Raw genomic sequence first — 13102 nt, 5'->3', positions numbered from 1 at the left:
GGGTTTCTGATTTCACATCGTGCCCAACGGGCCGACCTTATTGATGTCGTATCGCTGGCAATGGTCATCGACCGCCCGCTCCGGCGTGTCGCCGGCGGAGTAGGCAGGCTGGAATCTATCGTCCTCGATGCAGTCATCTGGCAGGAGGTAAGTGGTCCAGGCGTAGGAGACAGCCTGAGCCTTCCACGCCTCATAGGTCATGGACGGGTTGGTGTGTTGGGTTGCGGCGTCCATATCAGGCGGCCTCCCCGACCTGGAAAGTGGGGCGCTGCACGACCCCACTGGCGTAAACGGCTTCCAGGTCAGCGAGAAACTTGTCGCCATACTGGAGGCAGCCGACCGCATGGATGTAGCGGGCGTAACGCTGGCGACCGAGCTCGTTGGGAAACTCGTGGTCCGTGGCCGTGCTGACGTCCAGGAACTCGCTGACCAGGGTGTCGCGATCGGATCCGATGGTCTTGTCGAAGCTGCTGAAGCGCCGGATCCGCATGTCCAATCTCCTTTTCGGGGTTTTGCCCAATCATTGGTTCGTGGACATGTCCCGAAAGGAGATGAGGCTCTTAGGCGGAGAACCCTGGCAGATCGACATGGTAGGGGGCTGGATCATTGCAGACGAAGCCGCCGCCCGGAAGTTTCCCGTCCTCCATGTATCGTTTGTGCTGCCTTTTGCAGCGGTCTTTCAAGGTGCGGCTATAACCGATGGCCTCAAAGAACGAATTTGGATTGTCGTGATCGACCAGCGTGCCATTTGCCTCAAGGAAGGCGTGCTGGACCTCGTGCTTGATCACGTCCCCACCAAAGATCTGCTCATAGATCTTGGCCTCGATGTCAGCCTCGACCTGTTCCTCGTCCTTGGCCGTATAGCCATGGATCAGGCATTGGCGGCGGAAGCTATCGAGGGCTCTTAGCTCTCCGATGGTCTTGGTCTTGATCCGATGCACGGTCCCTTTGGGATCGAGCACATAGTAGGTGGACTTGAAGTGATCGGCCATGGCGGCACTATATCACTGCAAAACGACGGATACGCCCTGGGTCTCCAGCGCCTCAATGACGCGGATAACCCCGTCGAGCATTGCCGTCTGGTCGCTGGTCCAGAACTCGAACATCAGCCAGTCGGAGCTTTCCCCCTGCAGGAACCAGCATGTATCGACAAAGCGCTTTCCGTCCTCGTGGCGGATGAACCCGTGGGGTGCCGCGCCGAGATAGCGAAAGGCCGTGGCGCGGAACGTCTCGACGAAGGCGACATCCTCTTCGTCGCTGTCGTTCATGTGGAGCTCAAGGAGCCAGCCCTTGCCGGGGAAGTCCTTGTGGAGCTTCAGGGAGTAGCGACTCGCATCCATCGTGAGGATCCTTTCGGGGATTGGTCCGATCATCTGTTCGCGGCAATGATCCCGAAATCGAAAACATCCTCCGGTGCTATGGGAAAGCGATTATCCGGATTGTTTATCGGCGAGGCGCTTGGATTGGATCTCCTTGACGATCATGGGGTGGAGAATCCAGCGTCCGGTGCTGGAGACGGGGACAAGGATGCTTTGGCGTGAGAGGGCGGTGGCCCACGCCTGAATTGCGAATTCCGGAAATTCGAATTGAACCGAGCTTTCCCGCAGTGCAGCCGCCTGGTCTTCAGAGATCCGGCTAAAACGGAAGTTGATCCAGCCTCGATCCTTAAGTTTCCGGAGCGCCTCCTTGATAGTGATATGGGCGGATCTCCCCACAACAGCCTGTTCGATCACGCCGGAGAGGATGGTTGCCTGCCAGTCGCGTGGTGGGACCTTGAAACAACCCGATCCGGGGACATCGTAGCCAATCGCCTTCTCCATGCCATCGCTCTCGATGCGGCCGACCGCCAAGCACGAATTGCGGGAGGTTCGGTGGCTCTCAAGAGCTCCTCGATAGGCCTTCACAAGAGGAGATACCTGCCGGGAGAGTGTGTCGGCTCGCCGGCGCCGACGGGTTTCAAGTTCCCGCTGCCCTTCCCTGATTTTTGGATTGTGGAGCCATTTGCGCGGGGCCGAACTGAGGATGGCGTCTTCGAGCCCTTTCCGCGAGGTGTCGCGCGGCAGTTTGGATAGGTCAACCTCAATGGCGCTGATGTCCATATTGGCGATTTGGGCGATCTTGGCAGGCCCGCACTCATGGGTGACGGCAAACTCGACGATCAGGTCCCTGTTTCCCTTTCGAACGATGACATCGGGAATGATCCCCCCCAGACGGTACTCCAGGACGGCGGCGTCAAATTCATAGGACTTTCCTTCGAAACCCACCCACCTCTCGGGACCGTCCCAAAGGTCCAGGGTCGGCAGGAAGAGGTGTAGCTTCTGTTCCAGAACCTCCTTGGCGAATTTGTGCAGGGCGGTTTCCGGTCCTGTGTTACAGGGCCGTCCGTCTTCAGAGCCCTGGTGACCGAAATGGTGGTGTTGAACCTCTCCCTTCCGGGCCACGAGGGGAGCCCCGCAGCCGGGACAGGTGCACTCGCAGGCCGTCCCTCGCGGCACCTCCGAGATGTGAGCGATGGAGCCGTCCGGCCTCTGGCCGAGGACGAGGCTTTCCTGCCCGTCATGGCAAGCGAAGCTGCTAAGGAGTGACGCCTCCATCACTGCAACCGTCCGTTTGAATCACTGCGGATCATAACACAGGCTGACCCGGCGGGATCCAGCAGGCAGGCAAGGGCCTGACGATCAATGGTGGGTGGCAGAATAGTGGAACGTCAGTTCAGCATGAGGGCTTTTTGCGGAGTAGCCGATGACGTCACATCCGGTCTTGGATCTGACTGGGCCCGGACCGCGAAGGATGATCTGGCTTCCCTGCTCCATACCGATCACCTGGTAGGCGGCAGGGGCACAGCCGGATTTGAAAGCGAACGCGGTGCCGACGATCCGGTTTCCTTCGTAGTCCCCTTCGAAAAGGACTGCCCCCTCCTTGACCCCTGCCGCTGCGAGGCTGGCCTTTGGCTTGGAATAGGTTGCCTTGATTTTATCTCCGACGACAAACCAGTCGATGACCGACTGGTTGTGCTCATAGATATAGAGCTCACCGGCAGAGGTAGGGCCTGTCCCAACTCCGCTCAGAGTGGCACCAAGCAGTGCGCTTATGAGAAGTGGCTTATGGAATTTCGGCAACATAGCAGGTAATCCGAGAGCGGAATCGATCGAGTATTAGTAGCCCCATACCAGAATTCAGATGGGTATAGCGATGAAGCGTTTTGGAATCCTGGTCGTAGGGTTAGCCGTGGCAGGACCGGCTTATGCAGCCGAACTCACTCCCGCCGAGCGAGGCGAGATTTGTCGTGCGGCAATGGGCGGCGTGATGGGCAGAAAGCCGTCCATCATGAAAGCCCAGCCCGAAGGAGAGATCACCATCGTCTCCTATAATCGCCCGTCGGATGGGACGCTTTGGAAATATCGTTGCCGTCTGGAGGGGACCAGGGTGATCTGGGCCGCCGAAACCGGCCGCTGGCGAACCGATCCGCTGGATAGCGTCGTGACAGTTGAGGTTCTCGACAAGGGCAAGCGGGTCCGGATCGTCGAGCGGCACGAGGATGGATCTCAAAACGAGTATTCCTATCCCCGGAGGGAGCTGCGCTGAGTCAGGCGGCATTCAGGACCTTCCCTTCGGCCTCGGCAATCCGGGCCCAGAGGTCGATGTCCGGTTTCGGTGCCTCTGTCGCCATAATGACGGCGGTACCATCCTGAAGGGCCTCGAAGGTCGTTCCCAGGCTTTCGAGCAGAGCGGGCGTTTTCCAGATCACGGGAATCTCGTCGACGGTCATGTCGCACATGCCGCCGCGGCCGCTGTTGTCGTAGATCATCGTGATCTTCGGCGTCATCAGGATCGAGTAATAGAAGCAGGATCGGATGATGACGTTCGGCTCCTTTGTCCGGCTCGGGTGACCGACCACAAAGAACGGGTCGAACTGGTCGCCATTATAGGCGCGGATCAGGAGGTGACCGACATCCGTCATCGGATCGCTCGGGAGGTCCTGCGGCTGGGAGGCGGGAGCATCGGTCATTTCGAACCTTTCGGGGTTTCTCAAATCATCGGATCGATGGGATGATTTTAGAGGAACTGAAGAAAGCCCGGATCGTGATTGGTCTGGTTTCCAGAGGTTTGACGATACGCCCATAAAAAAGAGGCCCCGAAGGAGCCTCTTTGCGTGATCCCTGTACCAAGCCGATTAGTAGGTGCAGACGTAGCGATAGCCGTTGTTTGCCATGAACGTCCCCGTGACCGGGTCGTACGACCGGTACTTGCGGGCGCAGTAGGCCGCGAGTTGCGGATCCTGCGTGCCGGGAGGCGGCGGCGGAGCGGCCTGTGCCTGGTTGGCGATCGCGCCAGCGACCAGAGCGCCAGCGGCGAGGCCAAGCACGCCAGCAGCAACCGCGCCGCCGTTTCCGCCGTGGCGGTGATAATAGCGTGGGCCGCCATAGTAGCGCGGACCGCCGTAGTACCGGCGGTATTGGGTGTAGCTCTCACCCGGGTACTGCTTGGTGATCTCCGGCATCTTGGCGCGGGGTGCTGCAATCGCCTGAGACACAGGAGCCGCTAAGACAGAGGCGGCGAGAACGAGAGAAGTTAGCTTACGCATGATCGTCTGATTGACCTTTACCTGTGAGGTCCAAACGGGTCCGGCATGGTGATAGCCGTTCCGTCTGGCGCTTCGGTTTATAGGACAGATTATCGGGGGGCGGAAATAAATCGTGGATGAACGAAGCGCCCGTGGGGGATTACAAATTCGTAATCCTGACGGCGGCTGGGTTTCTTGACCCGAACATAAAAAAAGAGGCTCAAGTCGAGCCTCTTCCCTGGCGTCAGAGCGCCATCGATCAATAGGTGCAGACGAAGCGTTCCCCAGCTCCCGTCAGGTAGGTCCCGGTCATTGGATCGTAGGATCGAAACCGACGAGCGCAGTAGGCAGCGAGCTGGGGGTCAGTTGTAGCCGGAGGAGGTGGAGCAGCCTGGACCTGTGCTTGGTTGGCGATCGCGCCCACGACGGCTGCGCCTAGGGTCAGTGCCAGGATCCCTGCTCCGATGGCGTCGCCGTTGTCCCCAAGGTAGTGTCGAGGGCGGCCATAGTGACGGGGCTCGGCATACTGAGGTCGATACCCGCGCTCATAGCCGGAGTATCGATCCCGGCCGTACCGGCTTTCAGCATAGCCCCCGGGGTACCGGGATTGCGCTGTGGCTTCCGCGAAGGAGATGCCGAGAGTCAGCAGGGCGAGAAACAGGGTCGCGATCTTGCGCATCGAGGCTGCTTTCTATTTCGACGATGGAGGGCGAAGGTTGGGCCGGCTCAGTAGTCGTCGCGGCGCTTGGCAGCGGCGCGGTTGTAGGGGACGCCCTTGCCCTTGCGGCGGGTGTCGATAACCTTGTGGGTGCTGCGGCCCTGGCTGCGTGCGTTGGCGAGAGCTGCCTGAACCGGGTTGAAGCGCGCCATTGTCCTGATCCTTTCTGGGGATTTTTCTGAATTCATCTTCACGCTCATGATCCGAAGTAAGATTCCGGACATTCCCAGTGCGATGGATCAGACCGGATTCCCCCGAACGCCAGGGTTTGAGCCGCTACAAGCCCGAGTGCGCTTCGCCGTCTTGCGCGATCCAACGATGGGATACCTGCTCTCTCCCGAGATCGGCCGCGTATTCCACAATTGAGAAAGTCAGGGTGGGGAATTCGCTGGACAGGTTCAGGAGAGTGGGACGGGGGTCTTGGTCGCCCCCCGATAGGGCGACGATGATCTCCTCGGAGTTGTCTTTCCTGATGGCGGGAAAGGAACCCAGAAACTGAGATCTGAATTCGCCGATGGTCGCCTGCGGCCCTGTGATCGTCGCCTCAATGATGAATTCGGACACGAACCGCCCTCCCTTCCTTTGACGGGCAAGTGGCTCCTTGGGGTTTTTACTCAGCCAGCACCCGGGTTAATCGAAGGTGCGGGAGGTTGTGCTGCCGGCGGCGGCTGTTTTCTTCGCCAGCGCTCCTTGAAGGTTCGGGTATTTCGCCTCTGAATATCAGCTGGCGTAAACGCCCCCTGTCGCAATGGCGACCCCAATAACAGCCACCAGGCCCAGCATACTGGCCCATCCTTGCCTTTGGGATTTCCAGAGGGTCACCGCTGCCGGTGTCAGGCACATGCAGAGCAGAATGAGACCGAACATGAAGAACGCATGGAGGTTCGGGGAGTGGTAGATCGCCCCGATATTGAAGTCTCGCGCCTGCGGCGGTTCTCCCAGGAAGAATTGCGATAGAAACGAGAACATCGTTTTCCCCCGATGATTTTGGGGAGCGTCATCCTCCCCTTTACTCAGTTGTAGCCCAAATCAGACAAACTTCGACAAGATCGGTCAGATTTCCCCAGCATAGGCGGCCGACCGGGGACGATTCCCGTTACCTCTGGCGTAATCGACCCGATGCTGTGGGTGGGCCATTGTTCACATGCCGGTGAGGAGCCGGCGCAATAACGAATTCGTAATCAGGGCCTCAATAGAAACCGCCAGGGGCAGACCCCACCTCGGGGTGGCTGTTGGGCTGGGGCTATTCCGCCGCATCGTCGGCACACGTGGAGACGAGGAATGACTTTGGAACAAGGGCCAAGAGGTAGTCAGAGGGCGACGATTTCCCCCTTGGATCTCGAGCAGATCAAGAAAGCGGTGAACGAATTGCGGAATTCGCACCCGAGGAGCGTTCTGGCCGACCTGGTTGAAGAGAGGATCCGGGCGCTGGAGAGTGCCTCCCACCACTTCGTGAGCGACCTCTTCGAGGACTTTCGTATCAGCCGCCCGCTCAACTCTTAGTGACCGGACGGGTTATCCAAACACCGGCCTGAGCAGGCGTTATCACCTCGACAGTCAGGGCACGGATCATCGTCCTTAGCGATGCCCGTGCCATTGCATTCGTAACAGCGGGCACCGCTGAGCCAGTCGCGCTCCCCGGTGCCTTCACAGGATGGGCAATCGTCCATGACTGTTCCGATCAGTGGAATGTGTTGAGGTGATCCGTAATTCGCCCAATCCGACCCGAAATAGAAAGGCAGGCGTTTAATTCGGCGATGATTGGCGGTGTGAGGACTGCGACCGGGATCTCGACCAGTTGGAGGGCATTGGCCTTGTCATAGAGACCGGCATAGCGGAAGGCCTGGCGGTGCTTGTTGAACTGCTCCTGCACCAGTTCGGCCGGCCCGTGCTTATGCAGGGTACCGCCCAGGATGCTGTCGGTTTCGAAGAACAGCCCGAGTTTGCCGTCGGCCGGGATCGACAGGACCGTATCGGGCCCTCTCATCAGATAAAGGTTTCCGTCGGTGCCGATGCCGTATTGCAGGGTCTTCCAGGCCCGTTGCAGGACCTCGACGCCGTTGCCGAGATCATAGAAGTCATTGCCGATCTTCTGTTTTACCAGAACTTCGGGACCGAGATTGCCGGTGTCATCGAGGAGCGACACAAAGGCATCGCCGAACGGCTCATTGACGAGGATCGTCTTGGCCTGGGGCTCAATGAACAGGCCCATATAGTCGGTTTCTGTCATGAGCATCAGTTCGCCATAGACCGACACGGCCGTGTCTTTGTCCGGGAACACGAAGCAGCGGTGGGTGGCGATCAGGTCGGTGGCAGCCAGCATCGGCATGATCCTTCTCTCGAGGATGGGAATGGGGAGGCTTAGGAGCGGAGGTACGCGGCGTCCTTCGTGACCTTCAGGCGGCGTCCCTCTGCCTCGGTAAGGCCGACGAACTCGCGTTCGGAGAAGCTGAGTTCATCCGGGTAGTAGTCGAACAGCCTCACTTCGCGACCGTCGTCGAAGGTGGCGAAGACCTCCGGCAGCGGGCCGAAGCGGTCTCGGGAGATCGGAGTGATGCGGGCGGATACGATCTTGGCTTCAACCATGGCGAAATCTCCTGCGGTTCGGAATGACGAATTAGCCCTGCTTGGGCTCGACGAATTGGATCTGGAATTCCCAGGACGCGACCTCCTGGTTCTGCTGGTTGCGCCAGGTGCGCTTCTTCCAGTAGCCGCGCACCACGACGGTCGTGCCCTGATCCATTGGGGCGAGCATCGCGTCGATCTCGGATCGCTCGCGGAAGTATGGGACGAAGTAGGTCCCGCTAAAGCCGCGGCTGCGCTCATCGGCGCCGTGGAAGGCGACGATCTTGTCCCCCGATGTCGTGAACCGGTGCATCGGGCACTCACTCAGGGTCACGGTGATCGTGTGCTTGGAGAGTTCCTGCCGCTTCTTGGCATCCTCGGCGATCTGGGCCTGAAGCTCGGCCTCCTCCCGTGCTGCGCGCTCCTCCGGCGTGAGAACCTTGATCTTCGAGAAATCGAACGCCATGGCCGTGTCCTTTCGGGGATTTTCATCTCAGGGTGTCTGCCCATCTCAGAAGGACAGAAAATTCCCGTGGGTCAGCGGTGTCTGCGGCCCGGATGCCGGATGGCGTGACGGGCTTCCTCGGCCCGGAGGCGGAGGAAGGTTTCGCGAGGTCCGCTTGGCTCATCGCGCAGAGACACGAAGGCTGCAGCCATTCGTGAGGCGATGGTCTCCCGGTGAAGCCGCAGGACCACGACTTGGCGAGGGCGATAGAGGCGAGGGTGCATGATGGCCCTCCCTCAGGCTGCTTCGAGCATGTAGCGCTTGTGGGCGGGCATGACCCGCAGCAGGGCCTCTCGAGACAACCTCTGCATGGCCGTGACTGCGGCATTGGGCTTCTCTTCGCCGGTCAGAACACGGTTGAGAGTGTCAATCGTGCTGTGATCGAGTTGCTCGACAACCACGAAAGAGCGGCTCGTGCGCGGTGTCGCCCCGCCGATCTCGCCATAGAAAGCCTTGAACGAGGCCTCGCGCTCCATAACCATCTCGACCCGTCCGTGCCGGAGGATTTCGACCTGGGTGTCGTCGATGTGTTCCCAGAGGATGCCGAAGGAAGCCTTGCGATCGAGCCAATAGGTCGGCTCACCGTTGACCGACATCATCAGGCCCTGCGGAACGATGTGGTAGCGGAGCTCGGGCATGGACCTCTTCCTTTCTGGGGATTTCATCTCGGGTTTTCCGATGATCCCAAGCCGGGAAAGGTCATCGGCATAGTGGGTGTCGCCAGTCAGGCCGCGAGCCTGAAGAGGCAGCGGTCCTCGTCGGCATAGTCTTCGGAGCCGTCCACGAGAGCCTCACAGGAATCGGCGGCCCAAACCTCCTGAAGGGGGAGGGTGACGGTCTCGCCCTCGACATTGACGCCGGCAGCCCGGAGCATCTCTTGCACGGTGTTCCCGTCCACTTCGGACACCTGAACCAGGTTGTTAGTCACGTCATGGCTGATCGGGATGATCCCGGTTGGATCGGCCTTGGTAACAGCCGTGAAAGCGTCCAGCGCCGTATGGAAACTCAGAAACGAGAATTGCCGGAACATGCCCATTTCGATTGCGGGGGTCGCTGCTGCCATCATAATTCTCCGGGGATTTTGATCTTGAGCTATTCCCCAGTTCTGGAAGAAATTAGCCAGACCCTCCTGGACGAATGGCCGAATAGGGCCGAGCAGGGTGGTTACTAACCGGCAATACCTCCTCGGCTATGGTCGCCCGACGAATTCTCCCGAGGTGGTTATGGCGACTATTGAACTCTCGAATTACTGGGGCTCCGGCATCGACATGTGGGATTTCACTGCAGACGGATGGGGCTATATACCCTCGCCCAACCCTAGCGGTGTTCTCAACCCAGGCTATAACTCGATCACGTTCAATGCCTATGGATTTGAACAATATGACAACGTCACGGTGAACTACTACTATGACGGCTACGACTACGTGGTTGTCGAAGATGTGTTCTACTATGATGGGAGCACGCTTGTTCAGACCCTTGGTGACTTGAACATTCAGACCACTGTTGCCGACCTCAATGCACCAGAATGGTATGTGAGGTTCAACCAAGGCAATGACCGGTTCGTAGGAAACGACTACGGTAACCAGATCAAAGGCGGTTGGGGCGATGACATCCTCGTAGGTGGTCGTGGGTACGACTACTTGTTTGGTGACGACGGCAACGACACGCTCATTCCTGGACTTGGCCTCGATGCTCTCTATGGCGGTGCTGGCATCGACACCGCGGCTTTCGATGGATCCAGTAGCGAGTGGGTATTCGAGCAGGACATTGTCAGCGGTTCCATCAGAGCCACGGACATGGTTGAAGACTTCAACATCAACCACCTCTTCGATGTTGAGTACGTCTCCTTCGACGATGGAACGTATAGTGTTAGAAGCCTGATCCCGATTGTTGGGACCAGCCGCAATAACACGCTGATAGGCGACTCAGGCGACAACCGGCTCAAAGGCCTTGGTGGCAATGACACCATCAAGGGCCTCGGCGGGGACGATTACCTTTATGGTGGCGCTGGCAATGACGTTCTGTCCGGCGGAAGCGGCAGGGACAACTTCGTCTTTGACGTGCGGCCAAATCGCTCGACGAACAATGACAAGATCACGGACTTCCGCGCCGCCGATGACACCATCTGGCTTGATAATGCGGTTTTCACGAAAATTGGCGCGGATGGTGCACTGAAGGCCGCAGCGTTCCGCTCAAATATGACGGGTCAGGCACAAGATCGGTCAGACCGGATCATTTATGAGAAGGATACGGGCAAGCTGTTCTACGACGCGGATGGCACCGGCAGTGCCGCATCGGTTCACTTCGCAACCCTCACCAATAAGGCTGCTGTAAACGTGAAGGACTTCTACGTCCTTTAAGGACTCAGCCTACCGACACTTGGGTTTGAAAAACCAAGCATGAAAAAAGCCTGCCGACTGACATCGGCAGGCTTTATTTATTGGGCATCGTCTTTCTGGCGGCACCCCTCAAGCGTACCACCAACCCTTCGGCTGCCCCTGTTCGTCGGTCCAGATCCGATAATGCGGCCAGGACCGGGCAAGCTCGATGAAGGCCTCTCTGGGCTTCATGTTGAACTTCTCGGCGTACTGCGCGGTCGAGAAGACCTCGGAGAATGCGAAGGCTCGGCGCTTCTCATAGGGAAGGAGGAGGTTCTGGCCCCCGTTCTCCTCCGCAAGGGCGCGGATTTCGGCATTGGCCCTTTCGGCAAGCGCCCGAACCTGTTTTGCCCGCTTGGCAGCCTCAATGTTCTTCACCTGGGTTTCGCGCTTGCCGTCACCGTCGCAGGCGAAGCAGAGGCCGGGGATACCATAATGGACCCGGATGTGGGTGGTCATGCCCGTGCCGCCGCAACGGGTGCATTCGTGGGGTGCCGCCTTTGCCATCGCTCAATCCTCATTCGGGGATTTGGACCAAATCGAGTTCGATCCTTCCGGCAGGAAAGCGATAGGACATCCGTCCACAATTTCGAAGGAACTGAGAAGTTGGAAATCTATTGAATCATAAGGACGGGCACTTATGTTGGTGCTGGTCAGGCACGCTGAATGAGCGTGAGACATACCTCAGGAATGGAAGAGAAACGTTCCTGTGCGCCCGTACCGGCCGGATGGGAAGCTGTAAGAGCTTCAAAGCCGCGACGTTCTCAAACCGGAGCTAGCTCTGCCCTAGGTTTTGCGACCTGTGGCCATGGGTCATTTCATGGAAAATTCCAATGGAAGTGACCGTAGTGATCGACGTCGCGCAGATTATTTCGGCTATCGCCGCACTGATCCTTGCGCTCAAGAAGTGAAATTTGCTCTCGGCCTCAGGGCCGGGAGCAATCCGCGTTGGCAATACCGGCCTTCCGCAGCATGGCCTCATACGAACAGTCCCCTGAAAGGGAGGCCTCCCCCTGAGACGGAACGTCCTCTGCGATAGGCCGAATATCGCGAGACCGGACATACATCCACGGCGGCAGGCACTTGCCTGGCAGTTCCGGCTCAAAAACCCAAAGGGTTTGCTCGGTCTCAGTGTATTTGGACTGGAACACGTGCTCTAGAGTGAGCCGTCCCGTAACGCCGATGCAGGGCTTGTTCCAGGTGGTCATCTCTGGGTGACCGACATAGCGAACCCGCTGGCCGACGGCGATGGCGCCGTCGGCTCCCTGATGGAGATCGGACATGGAGCGATCTTAGGCGGCTTGCTGGCGCTGGCGAGCGTAGAAGCCGCCGATGGCGCGAAGCTCGGCCTCGGACCGCACGCGCTTGGAAGGCTTTTTATCGGCCTTCTTAGAGCGGGGGACATACTGGCCGGTTTCGCGCAGCATCTTGAAATACTCCTTCGGCGGCAGATACGGCCGATCGTACTTCTTCTTCTCGGGAGCGCTTTCCGCGACCGTCGACGCAGCCGGCGCCTCAGTGGCCGCCGGGAGATCCGAACCGAGGACCTCGGTGTCCCCAACGAGTTCCGCTTCGACACCGTTCTCGTTGGCAGATACCGTCAGCATCTCGAAATGCGCCGGCGGGGCCTTGTAGCCTTCAACCTGCATCCAGCAGTCACCCGCCACGTCGAGATACTCGAGCTCGGAGGCCGGGATGGTGAACGGCTCGGTCGAGTAGGCCATCTCCCTGATACCGTGGTGCTCGACACCGCCAGTCAGCGACATGATGTCGACGATCTCGGAGATCGAATCGGCGTTGAAGCCAATGATCGTGAATGGGGCATTCTCGGCGTTGACGAGGTCCGAGACGCGGATGGCGTTGAGATCGCGGCCGAACACGAAGCCGTCGATCAGTTCCTCATTGTCCAAGCGGAAGAGCTGGCTCTTCAGACCGACCTCAGCAATCGAAGCCAGGCGATGGGTCTCGACGACGGTGAAAATGATGCCAACTGCGTCCATGATCTTTTTCCTTCCGGGGATTTAAAATCATCTTCCTTCGCGGACGGCCCTCGAAAGAGGTTACCGTTGGGGCCCTGTTCTCAGTAGCCGAGCGCCTTGGCAGTCTCGGCAATATCCTTGAGCCGGGCGGTGCTCACGTACTCGTACACGGCTTCAAGCTGCTCGGCCGTCGCGTCCGGGTGGGAGGTGACAGCGCCAATCCAGCGGGCGATGGACTCAAGTTGAGCGCGGGAAAGCTTTTCCATGGGAAGGCCCTCATCATTCCGAAGCGGTGGGTTCGTTTGATCTGTCACGGGCCGAAGTCCTTTTGCGGGGATTTCAGCAATCCGATGATCGCTTGGCCGGATCAAGGCAAGACGACAAAACCGCCTC

General features: G+C 58.9%; 24 protein-coding genes. 3 read left to right on the top strand and 21 right to left on the bottom strand.

Annotated elements, in window-relative coordinates; all coding sequences use genetic code 11:
• Positions 1-12 precede the first annotated feature (12 nt).
• From OCW50_RS19390 to OCW50_RS19365, 6 genes are all read right to left on the bottom strand, one after another.
• A complete protein-coding gene (locus OCW50_RS19390) occupies positions 13-234 on the bottom strand; it encodes a hypothetical protein (protein ID WP_262267151.1) in 222 nt (73 codons plus the stop codon).
• 1 nt (position 235) lies between these two features.
• Positions 236-490 (bottom strand): hypothetical protein, encoded by a 255-nt coding sequence (locus OCW50_RS19385; RefSeq protein ID WP_262267152.1) that lies wholly within the window; start codon positions 488-490, stop codon positions 236-238.
• A 70-nt stretch (positions 491-560) separates the two neighbouring features.
• Positions 561-992, bottom strand: a complete 432-nt coding sequence (locus OCW50_RS19380; RefSeq protein WP_262267153.1) for a hypothetical protein — start codon at positions 990-992, stop codon at positions 561-563.
• Between the two features lie 12 nt (positions 993-1004).
• Positions 1005-1340: a hypothetical protein gene (locus OCW50_RS19375; RefSeq protein ID WP_262267154.1), complete on the bottom strand. Its 336-nt coding sequence runs from the start codon at positions 1338-1340 to the stop codon at positions 1005-1007.
• Positions 1341-1430: 90 nt separating this feature from the next.
• Positions 1431-2441: a hypothetical protein gene (locus OCW50_RS19370; protein ID WP_262267155.1), complete on the bottom strand. Its 1011-nt coding sequence runs from the start codon at positions 2439-2441 to the stop codon at positions 1431-1433.
• Between the two features lie 237 nt (positions 2442-2678).
• A complete protein-coding gene (locus OCW50_RS19365) occupies positions 2679-3122 on the bottom strand; it encodes a hypothetical protein (RefSeq protein ID WP_262267156.1) in 444 nt (147 codons plus the stop codon).
• 58 nt (positions 3123-3180) lie between these two features.
• Between OCW50_RS19365 and OCW50_RS19360 the strand changes: the two genes are divergently transcribed.
• Entirely contained in the window at positions 3181-3585 is a 405-nt protein-coding gene (locus OCW50_RS19360) for a hypothetical protein (RefSeq protein WP_262298615.1), read from the top strand.
• A 1-nt stretch (position 3586) separates the two neighbouring features.
• Here OCW50_RS19360 and OCW50_RS19355 read toward each other — a convergent pair whose 3' ends face one another.
• From OCW50_RS19355 to OCW50_RS19330, 6 genes are all read right to left on the bottom strand, one after another.
• Positions 3587-4009: a hypothetical protein gene (locus tag OCW50_RS19355; RefSeq protein WP_262267158.1), complete on the bottom strand. Its 423-nt coding sequence runs from the start codon at positions 4007-4009 to the stop codon at positions 3587-3589.
• A gap of 165 nt (positions 4010-4174) precedes the next feature.
• Positions 4175-4585, bottom strand: a complete 411-nt coding sequence (locus tag OCW50_RS19350; protein ID WP_262267159.1) for a BA14K family protein — start codon at positions 4583-4585, stop codon at positions 4175-4177.
• A 238-nt stretch (positions 4586-4823) separates the two neighbouring features.
• Entirely contained in the window at positions 4824-5243 is a 420-nt protein-coding gene (locus OCW50_RS19345; protein WP_262267160.1) for a BA14K family protein, read from the bottom strand.
• Between the two features lie 47 nt (positions 5244-5290).
• Positions 5291-5434: a hypothetical protein gene (locus OCW50_RS19340; protein WP_262298614.1), complete on the bottom strand. Its 144-nt coding sequence runs from the start codon at positions 5432-5434 to the stop codon at positions 5291-5293.
• 124 nt (positions 5435-5558) lie between these two features.
• Entirely contained in the window at positions 5559-5846 is a 288-nt protein-coding gene (locus OCW50_RS19335; RefSeq protein WP_262267162.1) for a hypothetical protein, read from the bottom strand.
• Between the two features lie 156 nt (positions 5847-6002).
• Positions 6003-6251: a hypothetical protein gene (locus tag OCW50_RS19330; protein ID WP_262267163.1), complete on the bottom strand. Its 249-nt coding sequence runs from the start codon at positions 6249-6251 to the stop codon at positions 6003-6005.
• Positions 6252-6614: 363 nt separating this feature from the next.
• Between OCW50_RS19330 and OCW50_RS19325 the strand changes: the two genes are divergently transcribed.
• Complete coding sequence (locus OCW50_RS19325) at positions 6615-6785, top strand: hypothetical protein (RefSeq protein ID WP_262267164.1); 171 nt, start codon at positions 6615-6617, stop codon at positions 6783-6785.
• A 178-nt stretch (positions 6786-6963) separates the two neighbouring features.
• On the opposite strand, the gene OCW50_RS19320 is transcribed toward OCW50_RS19325, so the two are convergent.
• The 5 genes from OCW50_RS19320 to OCW50_RS19300 all read right to left on the bottom strand — a co-directional run bounded on the left by OCW50_RS19320 (position 6964) and on the right by OCW50_RS19300 (position 9415).
• Complete coding sequence (locus OCW50_RS19320) at positions 6964-7605, bottom strand: hypothetical protein (RefSeq protein WP_262298613.1); 642 nt, start codon at positions 7603-7605, stop codon at positions 6964-6966.
• 38 nt (positions 7606-7643) lie between these two features.
• On the bottom strand, positions 7644-7868 hold the full coding sequence (locus OCW50_RS19315) for a hypothetical protein (RefSeq protein WP_114944390.1): 225 nt from the start codon (positions 7866-7868) through the stop codon (positions 7644-7646).
• Between the two features lie 31 nt (positions 7869-7899).
• The gene (locus tag OCW50_RS19310; RefSeq protein ID WP_262267166.1) at positions 7900-8313 is read right to left on the bottom strand and encodes a hypothetical protein; all 414 of its coding nucleotides are present in this window, start codon (positions 8311-8313) and stop codon (positions 7900-7902) included.
• Between the two features lie 275 nt (positions 8314-8588).
• Complete coding sequence (locus OCW50_RS19305) at positions 8589-8990, bottom strand: hypothetical protein (protein ID WP_262267168.1); 402 nt, start codon at positions 8988-8990, stop codon at positions 8589-8591.
• Positions 8991-9076: 86 nt separating this feature from the next.
• Positions 9077-9415: a hypothetical protein gene (locus OCW50_RS19300; protein ID WP_262267169.1), complete on the bottom strand. Its 339-nt coding sequence runs from the start codon at positions 9413-9415 to the stop codon at positions 9077-9079.
• A 160-nt stretch (positions 9416-9575) separates the two neighbouring features.
• Between OCW50_RS19300 and OCW50_RS19295 the strand changes: the two genes are divergently transcribed.
• On the top strand, positions 9576-10712 hold the full coding sequence (locus tag OCW50_RS19295; RefSeq protein WP_262267170.1) for a calcium-binding protein: 1137 nt from the start codon (positions 9576-9578) through the stop codon (positions 10710-10712).
• 108 nt (positions 10713-10820) lie between these two features.
• On the opposite strand, the gene OCW50_RS19290 is transcribed toward OCW50_RS19295, so the two are convergent.
• The 4 genes from OCW50_RS19290 to OCW50_RS19275 all read right to left on the bottom strand — a co-directional run bounded on the left by OCW50_RS19290 (position 10821) and on the right by OCW50_RS19275 (position 12975).
• The gene (locus OCW50_RS19290) at positions 10821-11237 is read right to left on the bottom strand and encodes a hypothetical protein (RefSeq protein ID WP_262267171.1); all 417 of its coding nucleotides are present in this window, start codon (positions 11235-11237) and stop codon (positions 10821-10823) included.
• 419 nt (positions 11238-11656) lie between these two features.
• Positions 11657-12013, bottom strand: coding sequence for a hypothetical protein (locus OCW50_RS19285; RefSeq protein WP_262267172.1), 357 nt, complete (start codon positions 12011-12013; stop codon positions 11657-11659).
• 9 nt (positions 12014-12022) lie between these two features.
• Positions 12023-12730: a hypothetical protein gene (locus tag OCW50_RS19280; protein WP_262267173.1), complete on the bottom strand. Its 708-nt coding sequence runs from the start codon at positions 12728-12730 to the stop codon at positions 12023-12025.
• A gap of 80 nt (positions 12731-12810) precedes the next feature.
• On the bottom strand, positions 12811-12975 hold the full coding sequence (locus OCW50_RS19275) for a hypothetical protein (protein WP_262267174.1): 165 nt from the start codon (positions 12973-12975) through the stop codon (positions 12811-12813).
• Between the last annotated feature and the right edge of the window lie 127 nt (positions 12976-13102).

The organism is Microvirga sesbaniae (genome assembly GCF_025460805.1).
GTDB classification, from domain to species: domain Bacteria; phylum Pseudomonadota; class Alphaproteobacteria; order Rhizobiales; family Beijerinckiaceae; genus Microvirga; species Microvirga sesbaniae.
This window is presented reverse-complemented; position numbering and strand designations above follow the sequence as displayed.